Annotated in this window: 12 protein-coding genes; 10 read left to right on the plus strand and 2 right to left on the minus strand. The window is 60.4% G+C overall.

The window, feature by feature from the left end; translation table 11 throughout:
* Positions 1-11: 11 nt before the first annotated feature.
* Positions 12-848: a hypothetical protein gene (locus U1A53_RS02220; protein WP_322278726.1), complete on the minus strand. Its 837-nt coding sequence runs from the start codon at positions 846-848 to the stop codon at positions 12-14.
* Positions 849-855: 7 nt separating this feature from the next.
* Positions 856-1,851, minus strand: coding sequence for an ATP-binding protein (locus U1A53_RS02225; RefSeq protein ID WP_322278727.1), 996 nt, complete (start codon positions 1,849-1,851; stop codon positions 856-858).
* 151 nt (positions 1,852-2,002) lie between these two features.
* Between U1A53_RS02225 and U1A53_RS02230 the strand changes: the two genes are divergently transcribed.
* From U1A53_RS02230 to U1A53_RS02275, 10 genes are all read left to right on the plus strand, one after another.
* Positions 2,003-3,823, plus strand: a complete 1,821-nt coding sequence (locus U1A53_RS02230) for a CocE/NonD family hydrolase (RefSeq protein WP_322278728.1) — start codon at positions 2,003-2,005, stop codon at positions 3,821-3,823.
* 91 nt (positions 3,824-3,914) lie between these two features.
* Positions 3,915-4,907 (plus strand): hypothetical protein, encoded by a 993-nt coding sequence (locus U1A53_RS02235; protein ID WP_322278729.1) that lies wholly within the window; start codon positions 3,915-3,917, stop codon positions 4,905-4,907.
* Entirely contained in the window at positions 4,904-6,385 is a 1,482-nt protein-coding gene (locus tag U1A53_RS02240) for a sulfatase-like hydrolase/transferase (protein WP_322278730.1), read from the plus strand. The genes U1A53_RS02235 and U1A53_RS02240 overlap by 4 nt, the downstream gene beginning before the upstream one ends.
* Positions 6,385-10,044 (plus strand): alpha/beta fold hydrolase, encoded by a 3,660-nt coding sequence (locus U1A53_RS02245; protein WP_322278731.1) that lies wholly within the window; start codon positions 6,385-6,387, stop codon positions 10,042-10,044. Before U1A53_RS02240 ends, U1A53_RS02245 begins: the two co-directional genes overlap by 1 nt.
* Before the next feature lie 12 nt (positions 10,045-10,056).
* Positions 10,057-11,553, plus strand: a complete 1,497-nt coding sequence (locus U1A53_RS02250) for a M81 family metallopeptidase (RefSeq protein WP_322278732.1) — start codon at positions 10,057-10,059, stop codon at positions 11,551-11,553.
* Positions 11,554-11,561: 8 nt separating this feature from the next.
* Positions 11,562-12,695 carry a mandelate racemase/muconate lactonizing enzyme family protein gene (locus U1A53_RS02255; RefSeq protein ID WP_322278733.1) on the plus strand — a complete coding sequence of 378 codons (1,134 nt, stop codon included), beginning with the start codon at positions 11,562-11,564 and terminating at the stop codon, positions 12,693-12,695.
* Between the two features lie 173 nt (positions 12,696-12,868).
* Complete coding sequence (locus U1A53_RS02260; protein WP_322278734.1) at positions 12,869-16,186, plus strand: WD40 repeat domain-containing serine/threonine-protein kinase; 3,318 nt, start codon at positions 12,869-12,871, stop codon at positions 16,184-16,186.
* Positions 16,187-16,271: 85 nt separating this feature from the next.
* Complete coding sequence (locus tag U1A53_RS02265) at positions 16,272-16,775, plus strand: RNA polymerase sigma factor (protein ID WP_322278735.1); 504 nt, start codon at positions 16,272-16,274, stop codon at positions 16,773-16,775.
* Positions 16,772-17,182 carry a hypothetical protein gene (locus U1A53_RS02270; protein ID WP_322278736.1) on the plus strand — a complete coding sequence of 137 codons (411 nt, stop codon included), beginning with the start codon at positions 16,772-16,774 and terminating at the stop codon, positions 17,180-17,182. The genes U1A53_RS02265 and U1A53_RS02270 overlap by 4 nt, the downstream gene beginning before the upstream one ends.
* The gene (locus U1A53_RS02275) at positions 17,139-18,638 is read left to right on the plus strand and encodes a hypothetical protein (protein WP_322278737.1); all 1,500 of its coding nucleotides are present in this window, start codon (positions 17,139-17,141) and stop codon (positions 18,636-18,638) included. Before U1A53_RS02270 ends, U1A53_RS02275 begins: the two co-directional genes overlap by 44 nt.
* Positions 18,639-18,641 lie beyond the last annotated feature (3 nt).

Below are 18,641 nucleotides of genomic sequence, written 5' to 3' on the forward strand. Positions count from 1 at the left end.
GATCTGGATGGTCAGCCGTGCCGGGAATCCGGCCACTCTATCCGCTCGAGCAACTCATCCTGCCATTCGCGCTGCTCTTGGCCGCTCATTTCCCGCAGTGGCAACGAGCAAGGTCTCGGGCGTCGAACTTCGGCGAGCGTATTGAGCAAGGCGAGGGAGCTTTCCACCTGCTGCCGTGTGCCACACGCAAGACGAACCACATGCTCGGGCAGGCGAATACGCGCATCTTCCGGTAGCAAGATGTTCGTGCTTTGACAAGCTAACTGAAACTGTTCCTCCCAGTCACCGTGACGTCGCCTTACCCACATTTCCCACCAGTGGCTCTGATCGTCTTCAGGCAAGGGCTCGTCCTCGGTCCAAAGTGCCTTGAGAGCACCCAAACGAATCTGAGCTATGTTGGCTACGAGTTGTTCGTTCTTTGGCCGTCCGCTCTCGACCGTTCTGGTTGCGTAATCAGTGAGCACTTTTTGAATGAGATCGAGCTTTCCATAGGGCACGAATACCGAGGCGCAGGTTGTCGCCACACCAGTGTCTGGATTCACCACCACACGCACATTGAGCAACTCAAGCTTTGATCTCTCATTTCCCAGGCTCTCGGCTTTCAGCTCAAATCCAACCTCGGCCTCAAACTCGATAATTAATCCCAGGTCCGCTAACTCCTCGTGTGGGAAAAAGGATGGAGCTTCATCGCGTGCTTTGGAAAACTGTTCCAGCAGGGCTTGTCCATGAGCAGCCGCATCGCGTTCCTTGGGCTTTCGCTTCCTGCCGCCTCCCGCTTTGGGATGCACATAGCGCTCAGGCGAACCTGAATCTTGAAGCTGAAGATGAGGCAGGTTCGGGGCGGGCATCGTGGCATCACGGTTCGCTTAACGGAGGGAGAAACAACCGGCGCTCCTTTAGAGCGGCTATCAGACTTGTGGTCGTCACCTTGCCTGTCTCTTTGAGAATGGATTGCTTCATCGCGTCTTCGCAAGCACGCCCGATTTCACCGAAGCTGAGGTTCGCTGCTGCCTTAACGATTCTTGGCCACATGAGTTTCGGTGCGGCAATACTTTGCAATCGTGAGTCGATCATCTGTCGAATCTGAAGCTCTCCTGGCAGGCTGAACTCGATGAGATCATCGAAGCGACGATAAAGAGCCTTGTCCAATCGCCCGCCATGATTCGTCGCTGCAATCACGAGGCTATGGCTGTGCATTCGCTCGATAAAGACCAAAAAGGAATTCAATACACGACGCATTTCCCCGACGTCATTGCCAGATTCCCTTGAGTAACCGATACTGTCGAACTCATCGAAAAGGTAAACTGCACGGGTCTGGTTCACCGCATCAAAGATCAACCTCAGCTTGTTGGCAGATTCGCCCAGATAGCGCGTGATCAAGGCATCCAGCCGCACTACGAACAGGGGCAGTCGTAGTTCCGATGCGATTGCCGATGCCGTCATTGTCTTGCCGCAGCCCGGCGGTCCTGTGAACAGAAGCCGCTGGCGGGGACGGAGTCCGTGGGCCTGCAATCGATTAATCTGACGCTGTTCCTGGATTACCCGCTGCACCCGCTCCCGAATCGCATCAGAAAGCACAAGATCACGCACGCTGATCTCTGGATGCTGCGAGTCCAACAACTCGGCTGCTTCACCGGTCGGCTGGGCAATATGCAGGACGTTTGTCGTTGCATGGGCCAGGGAGCGCTTGGACTTGGCCCGATCCACCAAAGTGCGCAGATCTTTTGCCAAAGTCTCGTGGCCGTGCCTCGCTTCGGCTGCCGCTACCTGGAGTGCAACCGCGTAAAATCGCTCGTCGTCACCACTGGTGTGGCTTTGGAGGAGAGCTTTGACTTGGGCTGCGGAGGGCATACGGGAATCGATGGTTTGAATGCAACAAAGCCCCACTGGGGTCTCGTAAGCTTGAATTCAAGCCAGTGTTGCCCAAGGCAATTGCAAAAGCAACACTCGCTCCACATGGAGCAACATTGCCACTGATTTTACGACATTTGCCCCCAAATTGATGAAACCGATTCTCCTCACCTTCACAGCTCTGCTGCTGGCCCCACTGGCCGCTCTTCAAGCAGAAGCACCCGATCCCGGCCAATACTCCGCCGAGCAGTTCGAAGTCAAAGCGACGCGCGGCAACAAAGCGGCCATGCGCGATGGTGTGCGGCTCTCGCTGGACGTGTTTCAGCCGAAGTCCGACGGGCGATTCCCTGCGATCCTGATCATCACGCCTTACGGCAATAATCCGGGTTATCAAAAGCGCGGCACCTGGTTTGCGCAGCGGGGCTATGTGGTCGCGGTGGCGGACTCGCGCGGTCGCTTTGATTCGGAAGGTGAGTGGGATCCCTTTGACCCGAAGCACAAGACCGATGGCTATGATCTCGTCGAGTGGCTGGCGAAGCAGCCGTGGTGCGATGGCAAGGTGGGCATGATGGGACTGTCCTACATGGGCTGGACGCAGTGGTGGACCGCCACGCAGGGACCCCCGTCGCTGAAGGCCATCGTGCCGGAAGTCGCGCCGCCCGATCAGTTCTACAACCTGCCTTATCAAAACGGCGTGCTCCAGGGTGTGATGCTGGACTGGGCCGGAGCCATGGCCGGACGCGTGGGTCAAATCATCGGCCCCGGTCCTTATGGTGGCTTCGCGTCCAGCGAGCGACGGCTCAGCGACTACATGCAGTTGCCCTACCTCAAGCTGAACGAGCTGCGCGGCGCTCTCGATTCGCCATGGTTCGAAAAGTGGATTCGCGGCAACACGGCGAGCGACCCGTATTGGCGCGGCATCGCTTATCAAACTCCGCAGAGCTATGCGAAGGTCGCGGTGCCATCGCTCGCGGTGAGCGGCTGGTTCGATGGCGATGCCAACGGCTCGCCGATGAACTACCTCGCGATGAAAAAATACGGTGCGACACCCGACGCACGTCGTCCCCGACTCGTGATTGGCCCGTGGCCGCACATTTTCAATCAGAACCGCAAAGTGGGCGCGTTCGATTACGGCGCTGATGCGGTGATCAATTGGGATGGTTATGTGTGCCGCTGGTTCGACCATTGGCTCAAGGGTGTCGATAACGGCGTGATGAAGGACGCTCCCGTGCATGTCTTCGTGATGGGCCGGAACAAGTGGTCTGCCGAGCAGGACTGGCCGCTGCCGCAGACGCGCTGGACCAAGTATTATCTCCACAGCAAAGGCCACGCGAACACGACAAACGGCGACGGCGTGCTGAGCACCACGGCACCAGCGTCGGGCGATGCCACGTCTGACTCGTATGTTTATGATCCCGCCAAGCCAACGCTTTCGGACTTCACCAGCGGCCATATCGAGGACGGAGCCGTGGACACACGCAAATCGGCCAGCGGCACCGATGTGCTCGTCTATACCACGCCGCCGCTCGATGAAGAGGTCGAAGTCACCGGCCCGATCACCGCCAAGCTCTACGCCGCCACCTCTGCCCGCGACACGGATTGGATGGTCCGTCTCATCGACGTGCAACCCGACGGATTCTCCGCCATGCTCTGTGAAGGCCTCATGCGCGCCCGTCATCGCGATCCCGATCACGCCGGCACCTTCAATCCCGACAAGCTCAGCCTCATCGAGCCCAACCAAGTGAATGAATACACCATCGAATTTTGGCGGGCCACGGCCAACGCCTTCGCGAAGGGGCACCACATCCGCGTCGAGATCTCCAGCAGCTATTTCCCCCTCTACCTGCGCAACCTCAACACCGGCGCGGATAACATCGGCCTCGAAACAACCAGTGTTGTCGCCACGCAGAAGATCATGCACACGACCGAACAAGCATCGCACATCGTCCTGCCAGTGATTCCGAGGCGGTAGCATAGCCTTTCTAGGCTGTGCCAAGCGGCTCTATGCATCCATTATCGTCACCACACTTCCGACACAGCCTAGAAAGGCTATGCTACACTTCATGAACACGACCGCATCTCTCAACTCATCCGATGCGCTCCACCGCCGTGACTTCATTCGTGGTTCCGTAGCCGCAACCATCGGTTCGCAAATTGCCGTAGCATCCTCGGATTCCAAGCCCACACACGTCACGCTCCATGCAAGCGATCTTACCGCCGTCATCGGCGACAACTCCGCGCAGGGCGAGCACCGCGCGGGCTACAACGGCGTGTGGAATCTCCGACATGCCAAAGGCACGCGCAGCCTCTTCGTGCCAGCCGTCGCAGGCTTGAATCTCGAGCACATCGTCACCGGCGAGCATCTGGAGGATTCGAAGACCCTCTTTGAGCCGCGCAACGCGCCCATGCAGCTCACGCGCCTCAGCGACACCGAGGCAGAGTTGCATCAAGCACCCACACCGACGTTTCACGTCGAAAGCTGGACGCACTTCCGGCTCGTCGCACCACATTACCTCGAAATGGATTTCCGCTGCCGCGCGCATCGCGATGTGTTCCCGCGCGGCTACCTTTCGCTGTTCTGGGCCAGCTACATGAACGCACCGGCGGACAAGAGCATGTATTTCCTCGGCGGACTCGACTCTCAAAAGGACATGTGGACGCAGTTCTGCACCCAGTGGCACAACGACCAGAGCACTGTGCGGCATCGCGATGATCAATTCGAGATGACCTTCCCCGACGGCGGACGCGACACGCTCTTCAAGACCCTCTCGCGCTTCCGCTTCGACCAACCCTTCTTCTACGGCCACTTCGACGACCTCACCTGGATCGTCATGTTCGACCGCACGGAAGGCATCCGCCTCACGCACTCACCTAGCGGCGGCGGAGCCAATGCAGAGCTGAAATCCACGAACCCCGCCTGGGATTTCCAGTTCCTCATCCAAAAGCCCGAGCTGATGAAGGACTACGGCTTCAAAGTGCGCACCGCTTTGCGTCCGCGCTGCTCCCGCGAGGAGATCCTCGCCGAAGTTGCACAATGGAAGTTGTCCACCCGATGAAACACCGACTCATCCTTCTCCTCGCCCTCATCGCGCCGTGCGTGCTAATTGCCGCAGCTCCGTCGCGCCCGAACATCCTCTTCATCTACACCGACGACCAAAGCCAGCGCGCGCTCGGCTGCTATCGTGAGGAAGGCGCGTGGCCATGGGTGCGCACGCCGAACATCGACCGGCTCGCGGCGGAGGGCGTGCGCTTCACCACGGCTTACGGCGCATCGTGGTGCTCGCCGAGCCGCGCCTGCGTGATGACCGGCCGGCTGCCGCATGGCATTCATGGCGTTCACTTGAAGGGCGTGACGGCGAAGGGCGAGGCCTTCGATCCATCCACCGCGCCATTCTGGCCTGCTGCGCTGCGAAAATCCGGCTACCAGACCGCACTCATCGGCAAGTGGCACATCGGTCAGAATGCCGCGCATGGGGTTCTTTGGGATCACTCCGCCGTGTGGGATCAGAACGTCATCAAGGGCGACTGGTATAACGATCAGGATCTCGCCATCGACGGTGCGCCGCCGAAGACGCTGCCGGGCTACACCACGGATGTCTTCACGCACCTCGCGTCCGATTTCATCCGGCGAAAGCATGACAAGCCGTGGATGCTCTGGCTCTGCTACAACGCGCCGCATCTGCCGAACACCACGCACTCGCGCCACAAGGATCTTTACACCGATGCTGAGGTAACCACGCCCGCCGATGTCTTCGGCCCGCGCCCGGACAAGCCCGGCTACATGCGCGACTGGTCGATGTTCAAGCGCAGGCCCGATGGTCAGCCAGCGTATGGAGGCAAGTCATTGCCTGACACCGTTCGCGCCTACAACCGCCTCGTCAGCGCGGTGGATGAAGGCGTCGGCGATCTGCGTCGTGCGCTGGAGGAGAGCGGCCAGCTCGACAACACACTCATCATTTACACCTCCGATCAGGGCTTCGCCTGGGGTGAGCACGGCTTCGCGTGGAAAGTCGGCCCGTATGATGCCTGCCTGCGCATGCCGCTCATCTTTCGCCTGCCCGGCGTCGTGGCGAAAGGCGGTGTGTGCCGCCAGCCAGCCACCATCGTCGATGTCGCGCCCACCTTGCTCGGCTTTGCCGGAGTCACGCCGCCGCACACGATGCACGGCCACGATCTCCGCCCGCTGCTGCGCGACCCCGCCGCCCTCACGGATCGCGCCGTGATGATGGAACACATCGGCCTGCGATTCGGCGATGCACGGCCCGAGGACCGCAGCAGCAAGGAGATCAACGCCAAGCTCTATGTCCCCTGGTGGCAGTTCCTCCGGCAGGGCAGATACAAGTATGTGAACACACTCGTCCCGGATGAAATCGAGGAACTCTACGACCTGGAGGCTGATCCGCACGAACTCAAAAATCTAGCCCCCGATCCCGCGCATCGCGCCGTGCTCGATGAGTATCGCAAACGCCTGCTCGCCGAACTCCAGCGCACCGAAGCCGGACCCGTTTTCACCCCACCCGAACCTCGCCGCTGATGAAATCGCTCCTCGCCCTGATCGCCACAACCGGCTCGCTGCACGCAGCGACGATTCACGTCCCCAATGATCATGCCAGCATCCCAATGGCTCTCAGCGCGGCTCAAGCGAGCGATGTCGTGCTCGTCGCTGCGGGGACGTATCGTGGCCCCGTGAAGCTCAAACCGGGAGTGACGCTGAAGAGCGCCGGAAACGACGACAAGGGCACGCTCGGCCTCAAGCGAGCCGAAGCGACGACTCTCGAAGGCGGTGTCGAAATGGCCGAGAAATCCGTGCTGGACGGCTTCACCGTCTCCGGCGTCGGCAAATACGATGACAAGCTCTGGCAGCATCATTTTGACACGCAGGGCAGCGAGCAGGAACACGAGCCCATCGGCGCAGCAGGCACGCCAGGCATCGCGGTGAAGGTCGAATGCGAGGTGCGGCACAACATCGTCCATCACATCGGCTACACCGGCATCGCCATCACCGCTGGATCGCCGCGCATCACCAACAACGTCTGCTATCGCAACATGGGCGGCGGCATCGGCTCCATGAGCGGTTCCACGGCCATCATCGAGCAGAACCTCTGCTTTGAAAACTTCTACGCCGGCATCGGCTGTGATGGCGCGAGCCCGCTCATCCAGGACAACGAATGCCACACGAACATCCGCGCTGGCATCGGCATCAGCGAAGGCTCGTCGCCCCAAGTCATGCGCAACCACTGCCACGACAACATCCGTGCCGGCATCGGCCTGCGAGACAAGGCGAAGGCCCGCATCGAGAACAACCGGCTCCACGGAAACAAGCTCGTCGCCATCGGTGTCACCAGCGGCTCTGAGGCGGTCATTCACTCGAATGAACTTACCCGCGAAGGCGGTGTGCCGCCAATGATCGCCGTGCTGGAAGATTCAAAGGCTGTCATCACAGGAAACACCATCCGCGGTGGTGGCGTGGCCGCCATCGTCGTCAAAGGCAACGCCGACATCTCGCGCAATCATTTCGTCACCCCCGGTCCGAAGAAGCCCATCCTAGTCTTCAAGGGCGCGACTGTGACCGAGTCCGATAACATGCTTCTTACCGACGTGGCCTTTCGATCCAACCTCGACGACACCGAGCAGCGCTATGTGGAACTTGTCCCGAGTGATGCGGCGTCCAAAGCAGGTCGGGATGTTGTCATCGCCCTCCACGGACACGGATCAGACCGCTGGCAGTTCATCCAACAAACAAGGGGCGAGTGCCAGGGCCTGCGTGATGTGGCGGCGAAGCACGGTTTGATCGTCGTTTCGCCCGACTATCGCGCCAAGACATCATGGATGGGACCAAAGGCCGAGGCGGATGTCGTGCAGATCATCGCGGAACTGAAACGGCGTCATCAAATTGGCCGCGTCTTCATCGCAGGCGGCTCCATGGGTGGCACGTCCGCTCTGATCTTCGCGGCGCTGCATCCTGAGCTGATCGCGGGTGTGTGCAGCCTGAACGGAACGGCAAACATGGTCGAGTATGCCAAATTCCAAGACGCTATCATCGCCTCGTATGGTGGCACGAAGGACCAAGTGCCCGACGAATACAAAAAGCGCAGCGCCGAGCTGTGGCCGGACCGTTTGGTGATGCCTGTTGCCGTCACGACCGGCGGCAAAGATGAGTCCGTGCCACCGCAGAGCGTGCTGCGACTCGTGGAGAAGCTCCAGCAGGCCAAACGCAAGGTGTTAAGCATTCATCGCGAAGCTGGCGGTCATTCCACCAACTACGAGGACACATGCGCTGCGATGGAGTTCATGCTACGCGAGGCGGTGAGCACGAGCGCCTTGCACGAGTCGGCGAAAACATTGAAGGCACAGATGGCGAAGCTCAAACCAGCTCATGCCGATTTGCTGGCCGATGCCGAGGTGTTTTACAAAGGAAGCGAATGGGCGCTGCGCTACGAATCCGCGTTCACCGCCAAAGATGTCGCTACGATTGAGAAGGCCATTGTTCGCGGCACCGAGCGCGTCACGGCTCTGGCGGCAAATCAATCGCCGTGGACCACGAAGAAAGGCAAAGTCGTGCGCGGCTTTGTCTCAGCCGTCGATGGATCGACACAGCCCTACGGCGTCATCATCCCGAAGAATTACGATGGCACGAAACCCATGCGGCTCGATGTCGTGCTGCACGGCAGCTCGAAGCCCGTCGGCATGAGCGAGCTGAAGTTCATGTCACGTTTCGATGAAGGTGATGCCGACAAACCCGCCTCTGAGGCAGATTTCATCGAACTGCATCCGCTCGGTCGCGTCGAGAACTGCTACCGCTGGGCGGGCGAGACGGATGTGTTCGAGGCCATTGAAGCCGTGTGCCGCAACTACAAGATCGATCGCGATCGCATCGTGCTGCGTGGCATGTCCATGGGAGCCTCAGGCACCTGGCATCTCGGTTTGAAGCACCCAGACCGCTTCGTCGCCATCGGACCGTATTGCGGCTATGTGGACACGCATCGCTTCTCCGAGACACCGATCCCGAGCTTCATCAAGGTCGGTCCGTTGCCACCGCATCAGGAGATCGGCCTGCACATGCTCGACTCCGTGGACTATGCCGCGAATGCTAGCATGGTGCCGGAGATCGCGTGCATCGGTGACAAAGACACCTTCTTCCAATCACACGTCCACATGGGCGAGGTCTTCGAGAAGGAAGGTGTCCCATTTGTGAATCTCATCTCACCCGGCACCGGACACGTCATTGATCCGAAGACACACGCCGAACAAATGCGCCGCATCGGCGAACACGTCGCCAAAGGTCTCGACCATGATCCCAAGCAGCTTCGCTTCGTGACTTGGACGCTGAAATACAACCGCTGTCACTGGCTTGAACTGCTAAGCCTCGGCAAGCACTACGAACGCGCCGAGTTTAGTGCCAGTGTGACCGATGATGGAATCGAAGTCAGCGAAGCGCGCAACATCGCCCGCTTCGCCATTCATCGTCCCGTGACCAAGATGCGCATCGCCGGTATCGAGATCGCTTTACCTTCGCACAAGGCCGATGACGTGCTCGTTTTCACGAAGTCCGGCGATTCCTGGCAATGCGATGGCCTGCGTAGCCAGATCGCACTCACCGGCAAGCGTCCTGGTCTCCAAGGCCCCATCGACGACGCCTTCGCCACGTCCTTCCTCTGCGTGCGCGGCACCGGCAAGCCCTGGAATGCTGAAGTGAACACCTGGGCCGACGCCAGTCTGAAACGCTTCGAATACGAATGGGCGCGCTACATGCGCGGCGAGTTGCCGGTGAAGGACGACACCGAAGTCACCGAGTCCGACTTGCGCGACAAGCACCTCATCCTCTTCGGCGATCCCGGCAGCAACTCATGGATCGCCAAAGCCCTGCCGAAACTGCCAGTGACGTGGACACGCGATGAAGTTCGCCTCGGCGACCAAACTCAGTCAACCAAAGATCACGCCCCCGTCTTCATCTGCGCCAGCCCGCTTGCCGAGGATCGCTACATTGTCATCAACAGCGGCCACACCTTCCACGAGAAGGAATTTGCCGCCTTCAATTACCTGTTATTCCCACGACTTGGCGATTGGACGGTGATGAAGATTACGCCGGGCGCGGATCAGTGGCGGCCGACATCGCCTGTATTCCCCGAGGAAGTTGTCCGCGCGGGCTATTTTGATGAGACTTGGCGGAAGGCTGGCGTGGTTGAACCGTAGAATATCCCCCTCATGCCCCGAATCCTCATCGCCGAATGCAAACAGGAAGTTTCCACCTTCAATCCGCACCTCAGCGGCTACGACGACTTTGGGGTTCGGCGCGGCGAGGAGCTGCTGCGCTACCATCGCACGGTGCGCAATGAAATCGGCGGGGCGCTGAGCGTGCTCAATGCGACACCGGGGGTTGAATTGGTGCCGGCTTACAGCGCGTTTTTCATCACCTCGGGCGGCACGTTGGCGAAGACGGCTTGGGAGCGCATCGCGGCGGAGTTTCTGGAGGGCATTCGCGCAGCACCGCCGGTGGATGGCGTGTATTTTTGCATGCACGGGGCGATGGCGAGCGAGGTGGAACTTGATCCCGAAGGCTGGCTGCTGGCGGAGACGCGGAAGATTCTCGGTGAGGTCGTGCCCATCGTCGTGTCGCTCGATCTGCATGGCATCCTCACGGACCGCATGGCGGAGCACAGCGATGCCATCGTGGCTTATCACACCTACCCGCATGTCGATTTCTTCGAGACCGGCCAGCGCGCGGCGAAACTGCTGTTGAAGATTGTCGCAGGCGAGGTGAAGCCGGTGATGGCCAAAGTGACCGTGCCAGCGCTCGTGCGTGGTGATGAACTCATCACAGCCACCGGTTCGATTCGCTGTGTGGTGGAGGCAGCGAAGGCCGTCGAGCAAGGGGCGGGCGGACTCTCGGCAGCGATGATGTGGAGCAATCCGTTCACCGATGTGCCGGAACTCACCTCGTGCGCCCTCGTGGTGACCGACAACGACCCGGCGCTGGCCGAACGCGAGGCGCTGCGCATCGCCAACCTGTTCTGGGAGCATCACGAGAAGATGCAGGTGCCGCTCGTGAGCCTGGAGGAGATGACGCGCATCGCCAAAGCTCACACCAACGGCACGCTCGCGCTCGTGGATGCTGCGGACGCGACGAGTTCCGGCGCTTCGGGCGACAGCAACGCGATCCTGCGCCAGCTCATGGAAACCGGCTGCACCTTGCGCACGCTGCTGCCCATCGTCGATGAAGGGACGGTGAAGCAGGCCTTTGCCGCGGGCATCGGCGCGACGATCACGACGACTGTCGGCGGCACGCTCGATCCGAAGCGCTTCACACCGCTGCCGATCACCGCAACGGTGCGATTGCTCGCGGATGGTCGATTCCGCAGCGAGTCCTTCGGCGAAGAATGGCTCGCCGGGCCGACAGCGGTGCTGGAGGCGGGCAACTTCACGCTCGTGGTCAGCAGTCATGCCGTGAATCTCTACGACCGCTCGTTCTTCTACGCCCATGGCCAGAATCCGCGATGCTTCGACGCCGTGGTGGTGAAGTCGCCGCACTGCCAGCATCACATGTATGCCGACTGGTGCGCACGGATGGTGAATGTCGATGCACCTGGATCAACGAGTGCGAATCTGTGCTACCTCGGCCACACCCGCTGCCCGCGTCCCATGTTTCCGCTCGATGCGGATGTTACGTTCACTCCCAAGTCCAAATTCTTCCAACGACACTAATCCAACTCATGAAAATCCGAGAAATCCGCTGCGCAGGTTTGCGCGGAGCCACGCCCGAAGGCGGCTGGAGCAACGAACTCCGGCCCGATGACTGCGTCCATACGCTCATCGCCGTTCACACCGATGAAGGAGCAGTGGGACTCGGCAGTGTGTTCACGAATGACGCGCTCGTTCGCGCTTCGCTGGCCGTGCTGGAGCCGCTGTATCGCGGCGAGAACGCGCTCGAACCCGAGCGTGTGAGCGAGAAACTGCATCAGAACATGTTCTGGCTCGGTCGCGGCGGATCAATAACGCACGCGATCAGCGGCATCGACATCGCGCTGTGGGATTTACTCGGCAAGGCCACGGGGCAGCCCGTCGGACGCTTGCTCGGCGGTCGGTATCGCGAACGCGTGCAGCCGTATGCCTCGCTGCTCATGGATGAGCCTGAGAAGCTGCGGGATCACCTTCTCAAGGTGAAAGCACAGGGCTTCCGCGCCTTCAAAATCGGCTGGGGGCCGTTTGGACGGCGCAACGCGGCCACGGATGAAGCCATCGTCAAAGCAGCGCGTGAGGCCGTTGGTGCGGACAACAAACTCATGGTCGATGCGGGTGGCAGCGACGCGCATTGGACCAATGGCTACAAGTGGGCGCTCAACACCGCGAAGATGCTCGCCGATTACGACGTGCATTGGTTTGAAGAAGCGCTGAATCCCGACGCGCTCGAAGACTTCGTGAAGCTCCGCGAGCACTCACCCGTCCAGATTTCCGGCGGCGAGGTGCTCACGCGCCGCCAGGCTTTCCAGCCTTTCCTCGAAGCCCGCGCCTTCGACATCATCCAACCCGACGTGACGAAGGTCGGGGGCATCAGCGAGGAGCGCCGCATCGCATGGATGGCTCAGGAGCACGGCGTGCAGTTCATCCCGCACGGCTGGAACACCGCCGTCGGACTCGCAGCCGATCTGCATCTCGCCTCCGCCTTCCCCGGCACCGATCTGGTCGAATACCTCACCGGTTCACCCTTCATCGACGAAATCACTCTCGGCGGCTGGAAGCTTGATGCCGATGGCATGCTGGCGATCCCAACAACGCCCGGCCTTGGCCTCGAACTCGATCCTGACGTGGTGAATAAATACACGGGCGGAGCGAAGCTGTTGGATTGATTGTCTCGTAGGGAAATCAGACGCAGGAAGTTGGCCAGCACAGCTAATTCATTCTAGTAAATTTATGAAGTGAGCTATTGCCTCATGGGGCAAGCTTGTCAGAATGTTCGCTAGCCATGAGTGCTTCACGTCCTGTTGAGGAAGCTCTTTTCCAGGCCGTTTTGAAGCGACCTATGGCTCAGCGTAATTCCTACCTGAAGCGGGAGTGTGGTGATGATGATGTCTTGAGACGTCGTATTGAAGAGCGGCTCGCCGCACGGAACAAGGCCGAGGTGCAGCAACAAGACCGGCAGGGCGGTGATGACGAGAACAAGGAGACTGTGCATTTGGAGCAAGAAGAGGAACCGCCTCATGGTCAGATCGATCGTTACAGGCTGCTCCGAGTGATAGGATCCGGCGGTTTCGGCTGCGTGTGGCACGCCGAGCAAAAAGGGCCGATTCCGCGGCGGGTGGCTCTGAAAGTGGTGAAGCTGGGCATGGACACGCGCGAGGTCATCGCACAGTTCGAGGCGGAGCGGCAACTGCTGGCGTTGATGGACCATCCTTGCATCGCGAAAGTGTACGATGCGGGAGCGACGAACGAGGGGCTGCCTTACTTTGTGATGGAGCTTGTGGGCGGGATTCCCATCACGCGATTCTGTGAAGAGCACCGGCTGTCCACTGCGGAGCGCCTGAGTCTTTTCATCGAGGTCTGCAAGGCTCTGCAGCACGCTCATCAAAAAGGCGTCAGCCATCGGGACATCAAGCCGAGCAACATTCTTGTGGGCAAGAACGACGGGACACCTCTGCCGAAGGTGATTGATTTTGGGATTGCCAAGGCAACACGCCCGATGCCCAACGGTGTGAATGCGCATCCCCCTGGCGAGCAGATGATCGGCACGCCGGTTTACATGAGCCCGGAGCAGGTGGCGGGAAACATCGACATCGACACACGTTGTGATGTGTATGCCCTGGGGGTCCTGCTTTATGAACTGCTCACAGGCCGCACGCCCTTTGATCAGAAAAAGCTTCTGGCCGCCGGTGAAAGGGAAATCCGGCGCGTGATTTGCGAGGAAGTTCCTCCCCAGCCTTCGGACGTGCTCGCCTTGATGCCCAAGGAGGCCGCCGCCAAGCTGGCGGCACGCCAGCAAACCACTCCAGCGATGCTGGTTGCTGCCTTGCGTGAGGATCTGGACTGGATCGTGATGAAGGCGACGCAGAAAGACCGCAACCTGCGCTACGAGACGGCGAACGGCCTGGCCATGGATGTGGAGAGGTATCTTATCAGCGAGCCCGTGGTGGCCCGCCCGCACAACAACACTTACCGCCTGCGAAAACTGGTGAGCCGCAACCGGCTGGTTTACACGATGGGCACCCTGGTGGCTGTGGCGCTTCTTATCGGCATCAGCATCAGCGGCATGCAGACCTGGCGCATTACGCGGGCAGAGCGCGAGCACAACCGGCTGCGCAGCCTGGCCGAACAGAGCGAGCAGAGAGCACATGAAGAAAAAGAGGCGGCCCGTAAATCTCTGGCCAAAGCCCAGATCGCCCTGGCCGACGCCGCTTATCGTGATCAGGATGGCAGCACCATGCAGAATGCGCTGCTGGCGGTTCCGGTGGAACTGCGTGATTCGAGCTGGCGCTACCTGATGGAAAAATCAGACACTTCGATGGCCAGCATCCAGGTGCCCGGCGGAGCCGCTGTGGAACGGGTGCTGCCGCATCCCACTCAGGCGAGTGTGTTCATCACGGTCTCTTCAGATCATTGGGTGTCGATCACCAAGCTCGGCACAGAGGCAACCCTGCTTCGTTTTCAGCTCGATTTTGAAGATCGCTCCTCACCCGACTTCTGCCTGGCGGTTTCGCCAGACGGAGAGAGGCTGGCGGCGGCCAAGCTCAGTGGTGGCGGCATCGTCATTCACAATCTGCAGGACGGCAAAGTCATCACACGCTTGGACAGTCCCGGCACCGACAAGCTGATCTACAGCCCTGATGGGCGCCGTCTGCTGGAAATTTCGCACAACGGACCTTCTCACATGCGCCGGACGGAAACCGGCGAGATTCTCTGGTCTGCGGAAGGAGATGAAGCGTTTCTACACGCCGCCTTCGATCGCACAGGGCGTCAGATGGTCTGCCACAAAGCCACGAACGGACAGAGGCTCCAGATCATCAACGCCTTCAGCGGCGACGTGCTGCGCGAGTTGAGCATTCCACGCACACGTCTCACGGCGCTCACGATCAGTCCTGATGGCCGGCATGCCTTGACTGGCGATCAGCGCGGCTTCGTGCGCTGTCTGGAGATCAAGACCGGCAACATCCGCTACGAGTTCCGCGCCAACGACCGCGCTGTGTCCTCCCTGGACTACGTGCTCGGCGGCAAGCGTTTCGTCACTCTGTCCAACCTTTCGGGTGGTCGCCAATCCATCCAGGTCTGGGATGCTCCCACAGGTGTTTTCCTCCAGCCATTGCTCAATGCCAGCAGCACCGGCCGGGAACTATGTGTGCATCCGCTCTCCGGGGAGATTCTTGCCACTGGCATCACCGCCAAAGCATGGCGGCTCAAAGGCGTGAGTGAGGAATTCCGTCTGACGGCACGTGAATTTGCCAACACCTGCTTCTGGAGCAGCGACGATCTGATCTTCGTCCACGGCGTAAGCTCTGGTATCGATCTCATCGACCTTCAAATCGAGAGTGCGCAGAGTCATCCCATCTGGCAGGCGAGCGACAAGGCGGCACGCATCGTCACTGCCAGCGCGAACGGTGCAATGGCGGCGGTGGCATCTTCCAGCAAAACCGCGTCCGACATCCAACTGCTGAGTCGCAACCTGGATCGTGTGGTTGAGGTGCGGCACCTCACAGCTCCCGGCGGCCTCACCTTCATGCACTTCAATCCCCCAGGTGACCGCCTTCTCGTCCGCGCCGCCAGCGCTTTTTATGTGGTTGACACCAAAACAGGCCGCAGCACCACCGCCTCATGGGACAAGACGTTTTCCATCCGCGAGGCGGAATGGGTGGGGTCCTCACCGCGCATCATCGCGCTCCTCGCCGCGAAGGCCGCGCGCAGCCTGCCAGGCTCGGAAGACCGGCTGGTGCTTTACGATGCCGGTTCAGGTGAGAGTGTGCATTCCGTCACCAACGGCAGTGTTATCAATGCCATCGCCACCTCGGCCGATGGCACCTTGCTCGCCGAAGGCGGCGCCGACCGCATGGTGCGTCTGCGTGATCCACAGACATTGGCGGTCAAACAGGAGTTGCGCGTTCATGACAGTCCCATCATGGCCCTCGCCTTTCACCCCACACGCCTCATTCTTGCCACTGCCTCCGAAGATCTCACCATCAAGCTCTGGAACTTGGCGGACGGCAAGCTTCTGGAAGAACTCAGCGGCCCGGTGGGTCCGCCCAGACAGCTCGTCTTCAGCCCGAATGGCCGCCGCCTCGCCTGCCTCTCTGGTGATCGCACCATGCGCATCTGGAATCTGGATGCCTTCACTGCCGCAAGGCAGTCGGAGTGACGCGTAGCGGGCTGAGCACGACAAAAATCTTCAACCGATAAATAAATCGGGCCATCTGCCGCGTCGTTCGGCAAACTGACCGCGAATGCCGTCCACCGAAGCCACGCTCATCCGACTCCATGCCGACTACGCCATCAGCGCGTATCAGTTTGCCTGGTCGGTGACAAAGGACGAGCCGCTGGCGCAGGATGTGGTGCAGGGATTGTTTCTCAAACTGGCCCGTGATGCCGATGCGATCACCAGCGCTCAGTCCGAGCGTGCCATGATCTTCACCCTGGTGCGAAATCTCGCGCTGGATGCCCTGCGCCGCCGTTCAACACGCGAGAAGGCCCTGGATCGCTGGGCTGAGGAGCTGCCGGAGTGGTTCGAGCCTCACGCGGATGCCCCGACCGAAGATCAACGGCTCCTGCTCACCGCCGCGCTCGCCGCATTGCCCGAAGACCAGCGCAGCGTCATTCATCTGCATCTCTGGGAGGAGCTGTCCTTCCGCGAAATCGGCGAGCTGCTCGATTTACGCACCCAAACCATCGCCAGCCGCTACCGCTACGGTTTGGAGAAACTGCGCACTCAAAAACACATCCTGGCATGAACACAGATCCCATCTCCACGGAACAAATGCTGCGCTCCCTGCGCTGGCGGCAGCCGCCGCCAGAGTTTTTGCGGCACACGCTCGCTGCCGCGCTGGCGGAACGCGAGAAAGTAGTTCAGAGCTTTAGCTCGCACCGGTCGGCCAAACCACACAATCACCGGCTAAAGCCGCTCAGTACTTTGCTGGCGCTCATTCCGCGCCCCATTCGCTGGCCCCTCGCCGCGTGCTGGCTGCTCGCGTTTTTCTTCCGCCTCACCACGCCGGAGGCCATTCCGCAGTCCACACTGGAAAAATACGCCAAACTGCCGCCCGTGACGCCCGCGCAGCTCCTCGCCCATCTCGAACACGCTGAACGCCTCGCCCATGAACTCCTCGAACAACTCCGCAGTCCCCAGCCGCCGCTTTAAATGGCTCCGCAGGCTGCTGTGGACGTTTGTCTGCCTGCTTTCTGTGATCACGTTGCTGTGGCAGTGGGAAAACTGGCGCAGCGCACGCGAACTCGCGGAAGTGCATCGGCGGGTGGTGGAGCGGCTGGGCACGGATGATCCGGTGGTCTTCATGCCGCCGAAGGTCTCGGACGAGCAGAACTACTTTGCCAATCCGGTGCTGGAAAGCTGGCTGAGGGTGACCAAGCCGGAGAGCGGTCGGATGAAATACACGCCGCCCGCGAATGCACTGATGCCAAAGGACTTCATCAAGCCAGAGACCCTCGACGCGGGCGAGGGCGGGATCGAAAGACTCGATCTGGATGCGTGGATCAAGAAGCGCGGTGTGGTGATGGGCGAATCACCCGCCGCCGTGCTCGCCCGCGAACTTGGCAATGGCAACGGCCTGCTGCCAAAGCTGGCAGAAGGCATCAACCAACCTTTCTCCGTGATGAAACCAGGACAGCAAGAGGCCATGGAAGCCAGTGGTGGCAATCCATGGGAGGCAGCATTGCCTGAGTTCCAGAGCATCAGTGAGTTTCAGCGCCAGCTTGGCCTGCATCTCCGCAGCGCGGCGCTGGTGGGCGATGCGGACAAAGCCGCGAGCACCGCCCAGATCATGCTGCGCTTCAGTGAGGCGCCGGCACGCGGCGGGATCATTGGCTGCCTCGTGCCGCTGGCGTTGCATGGCATCACGTTTGACGCACTGCATGAAGCGCTGAGCCGTCCCGCGTGGACGGAGGAGTCGTTGAGCCGCCTGCAGCTTCGACTGGGACAGTTCGATGACTTGGAGAACTACGAGAAGGCCCACGCCTGTGAGATTCTCAGCATGTTCCGCAGTCTGGCTTATCTCCGCAGTCATGCGGATGCTCTCGACGGCATCTCCAATCATTCTCCAGACGCTCCCTTTTGGGAACGAACGTTCAACGAAGCTTTCGAATTCGCCATGAAGAAGGGCCCCATCGGCTGGCATGATGCCAACATCGCCTTTTACTCCGACTGCATGCTCGACCAACTCGGACCACCCGGCCCCGATGCCTGGCTGAGTGCAGCGTCACGCGATGCAAAGGTAAGGCAATGCAGCAAGGAGGCGAACGCATGGCCCAATCCGCGCCGCCTGCTCGGCGCGATCGCGATTCCGAATTTGGGAAACATCACTCATGCCGCCGCCGAGACGCTCTTTCACCGCCGCTGCCTCATCATCGCCTGCGCCTTGGAGAAGCATCGTTTGCGGCACGGCACAATTCCCGCGACGCTTGATGCGGTGAAGGATGACCTGAAGCTCTTCAACATTGTCGATCCGGCCCGGCCAACGCAATGGCCCGGTTATCGTCTCGAAACAAACGGCTACCTGCTTTGGTCCGCCGGACCGGATGCGAAGGACGATGGTGGCGTGAAGGACAGGGACTGGCTGTGGCGGATGAAGCGCGAGCCGTGAGCA

The organism is Prosthecobacter sp. (assembly GCF_034366625.1).
GTDB lineage: Bacteria > Verrucomicrobiota > Verrucomicrobiia > Verrucomicrobiales > Verrucomicrobiaceae > Prosthecobacter.

What these genes read in the sequence shown, in the direction of transcription:
- U1A53_RS02220 (WP_322278726.1), bottom strand. Translation starts at nt 848, where the DNA reads ATGCCCGCCCCGAACCTGCCTCATCTTCAGCTTCAAGATTCAGGTTCG.
- U1A53_RS02225 (WP_322278727.1), bottom strand. Translation starts at nt 1,851, where the DNA reads ATGCCCTCCGCAGCCCAAGTCAAAGCTCTCCTCCAAAGCCACACCAGT.
- U1A53_RS02230 (WP_322278728.1), top strand. Translation starts at nt 2,003, where the DNA reads ATGAAACCGATTCTCCTCACCTTCACAGCTCTGCTGCTGGCCCCACTG.
- U1A53_RS02235 (WP_322278729.1), top strand. Translation starts at nt 3,915, where the DNA reads ATGAACACGACCGCATCTCTCAACTCATCCGATGCGCTCCACCGCCGT.
- U1A53_RS02240 (WP_322278730.1), top strand. Translation starts at nt 4,904, where the DNA reads ATGAAACACCGACTCATCCTTCTCCTCGCCCTCATCGCGCCGTGCGTG.
- U1A53_RS02245 (WP_322278731.1), top strand. Translation starts at nt 6,385, where the DNA reads ATGAAATCGCTCCTCGCCCTGATCGCCACAACCGGCTCGCTGCACGCA.
- U1A53_RS02250 (WP_322278732.1), top strand. Translation starts at nt 10,057, where the DNA reads ATGCCCCGAATCCTCATCGCCGAATGCAAACAGGAAGTTTCCACCTTC.
- U1A53_RS02255 (WP_322278733.1), top strand. Translation starts at nt 11,562, where the DNA reads ATGAAAATCCGAGAAATCCGCTGCGCAGGTTTGCGCGGAGCCACGCCC.
- U1A53_RS02260 (WP_322278734.1), top strand. Translation starts at nt 12,869, where the DNA reads ATGGCTCAGCGTAATTCCTACCTGAAGCGGGAGTGTGGTGATGATGAT.
- U1A53_RS02265 (WP_322278735.1), top strand. Translation starts at nt 16,272, where the DNA reads ATGCCGTCCACCGAAGCCACGCTCATCCGACTCCATGCCGACTACGCC.
- U1A53_RS02270 (WP_322278736.1), top strand. Translation starts at nt 16,772, where the DNA reads ATGAACACAGATCCCATCTCCACGGAACAAATGCTGCGCTCCCTGCGC.
- U1A53_RS02275 (WP_322278737.1), top strand. Translation starts at nt 17,139, where the DNA reads ATGAACTCCTCGAACAACTCCGCAGTCCCCAGCCGCCGCTTTAAATGG.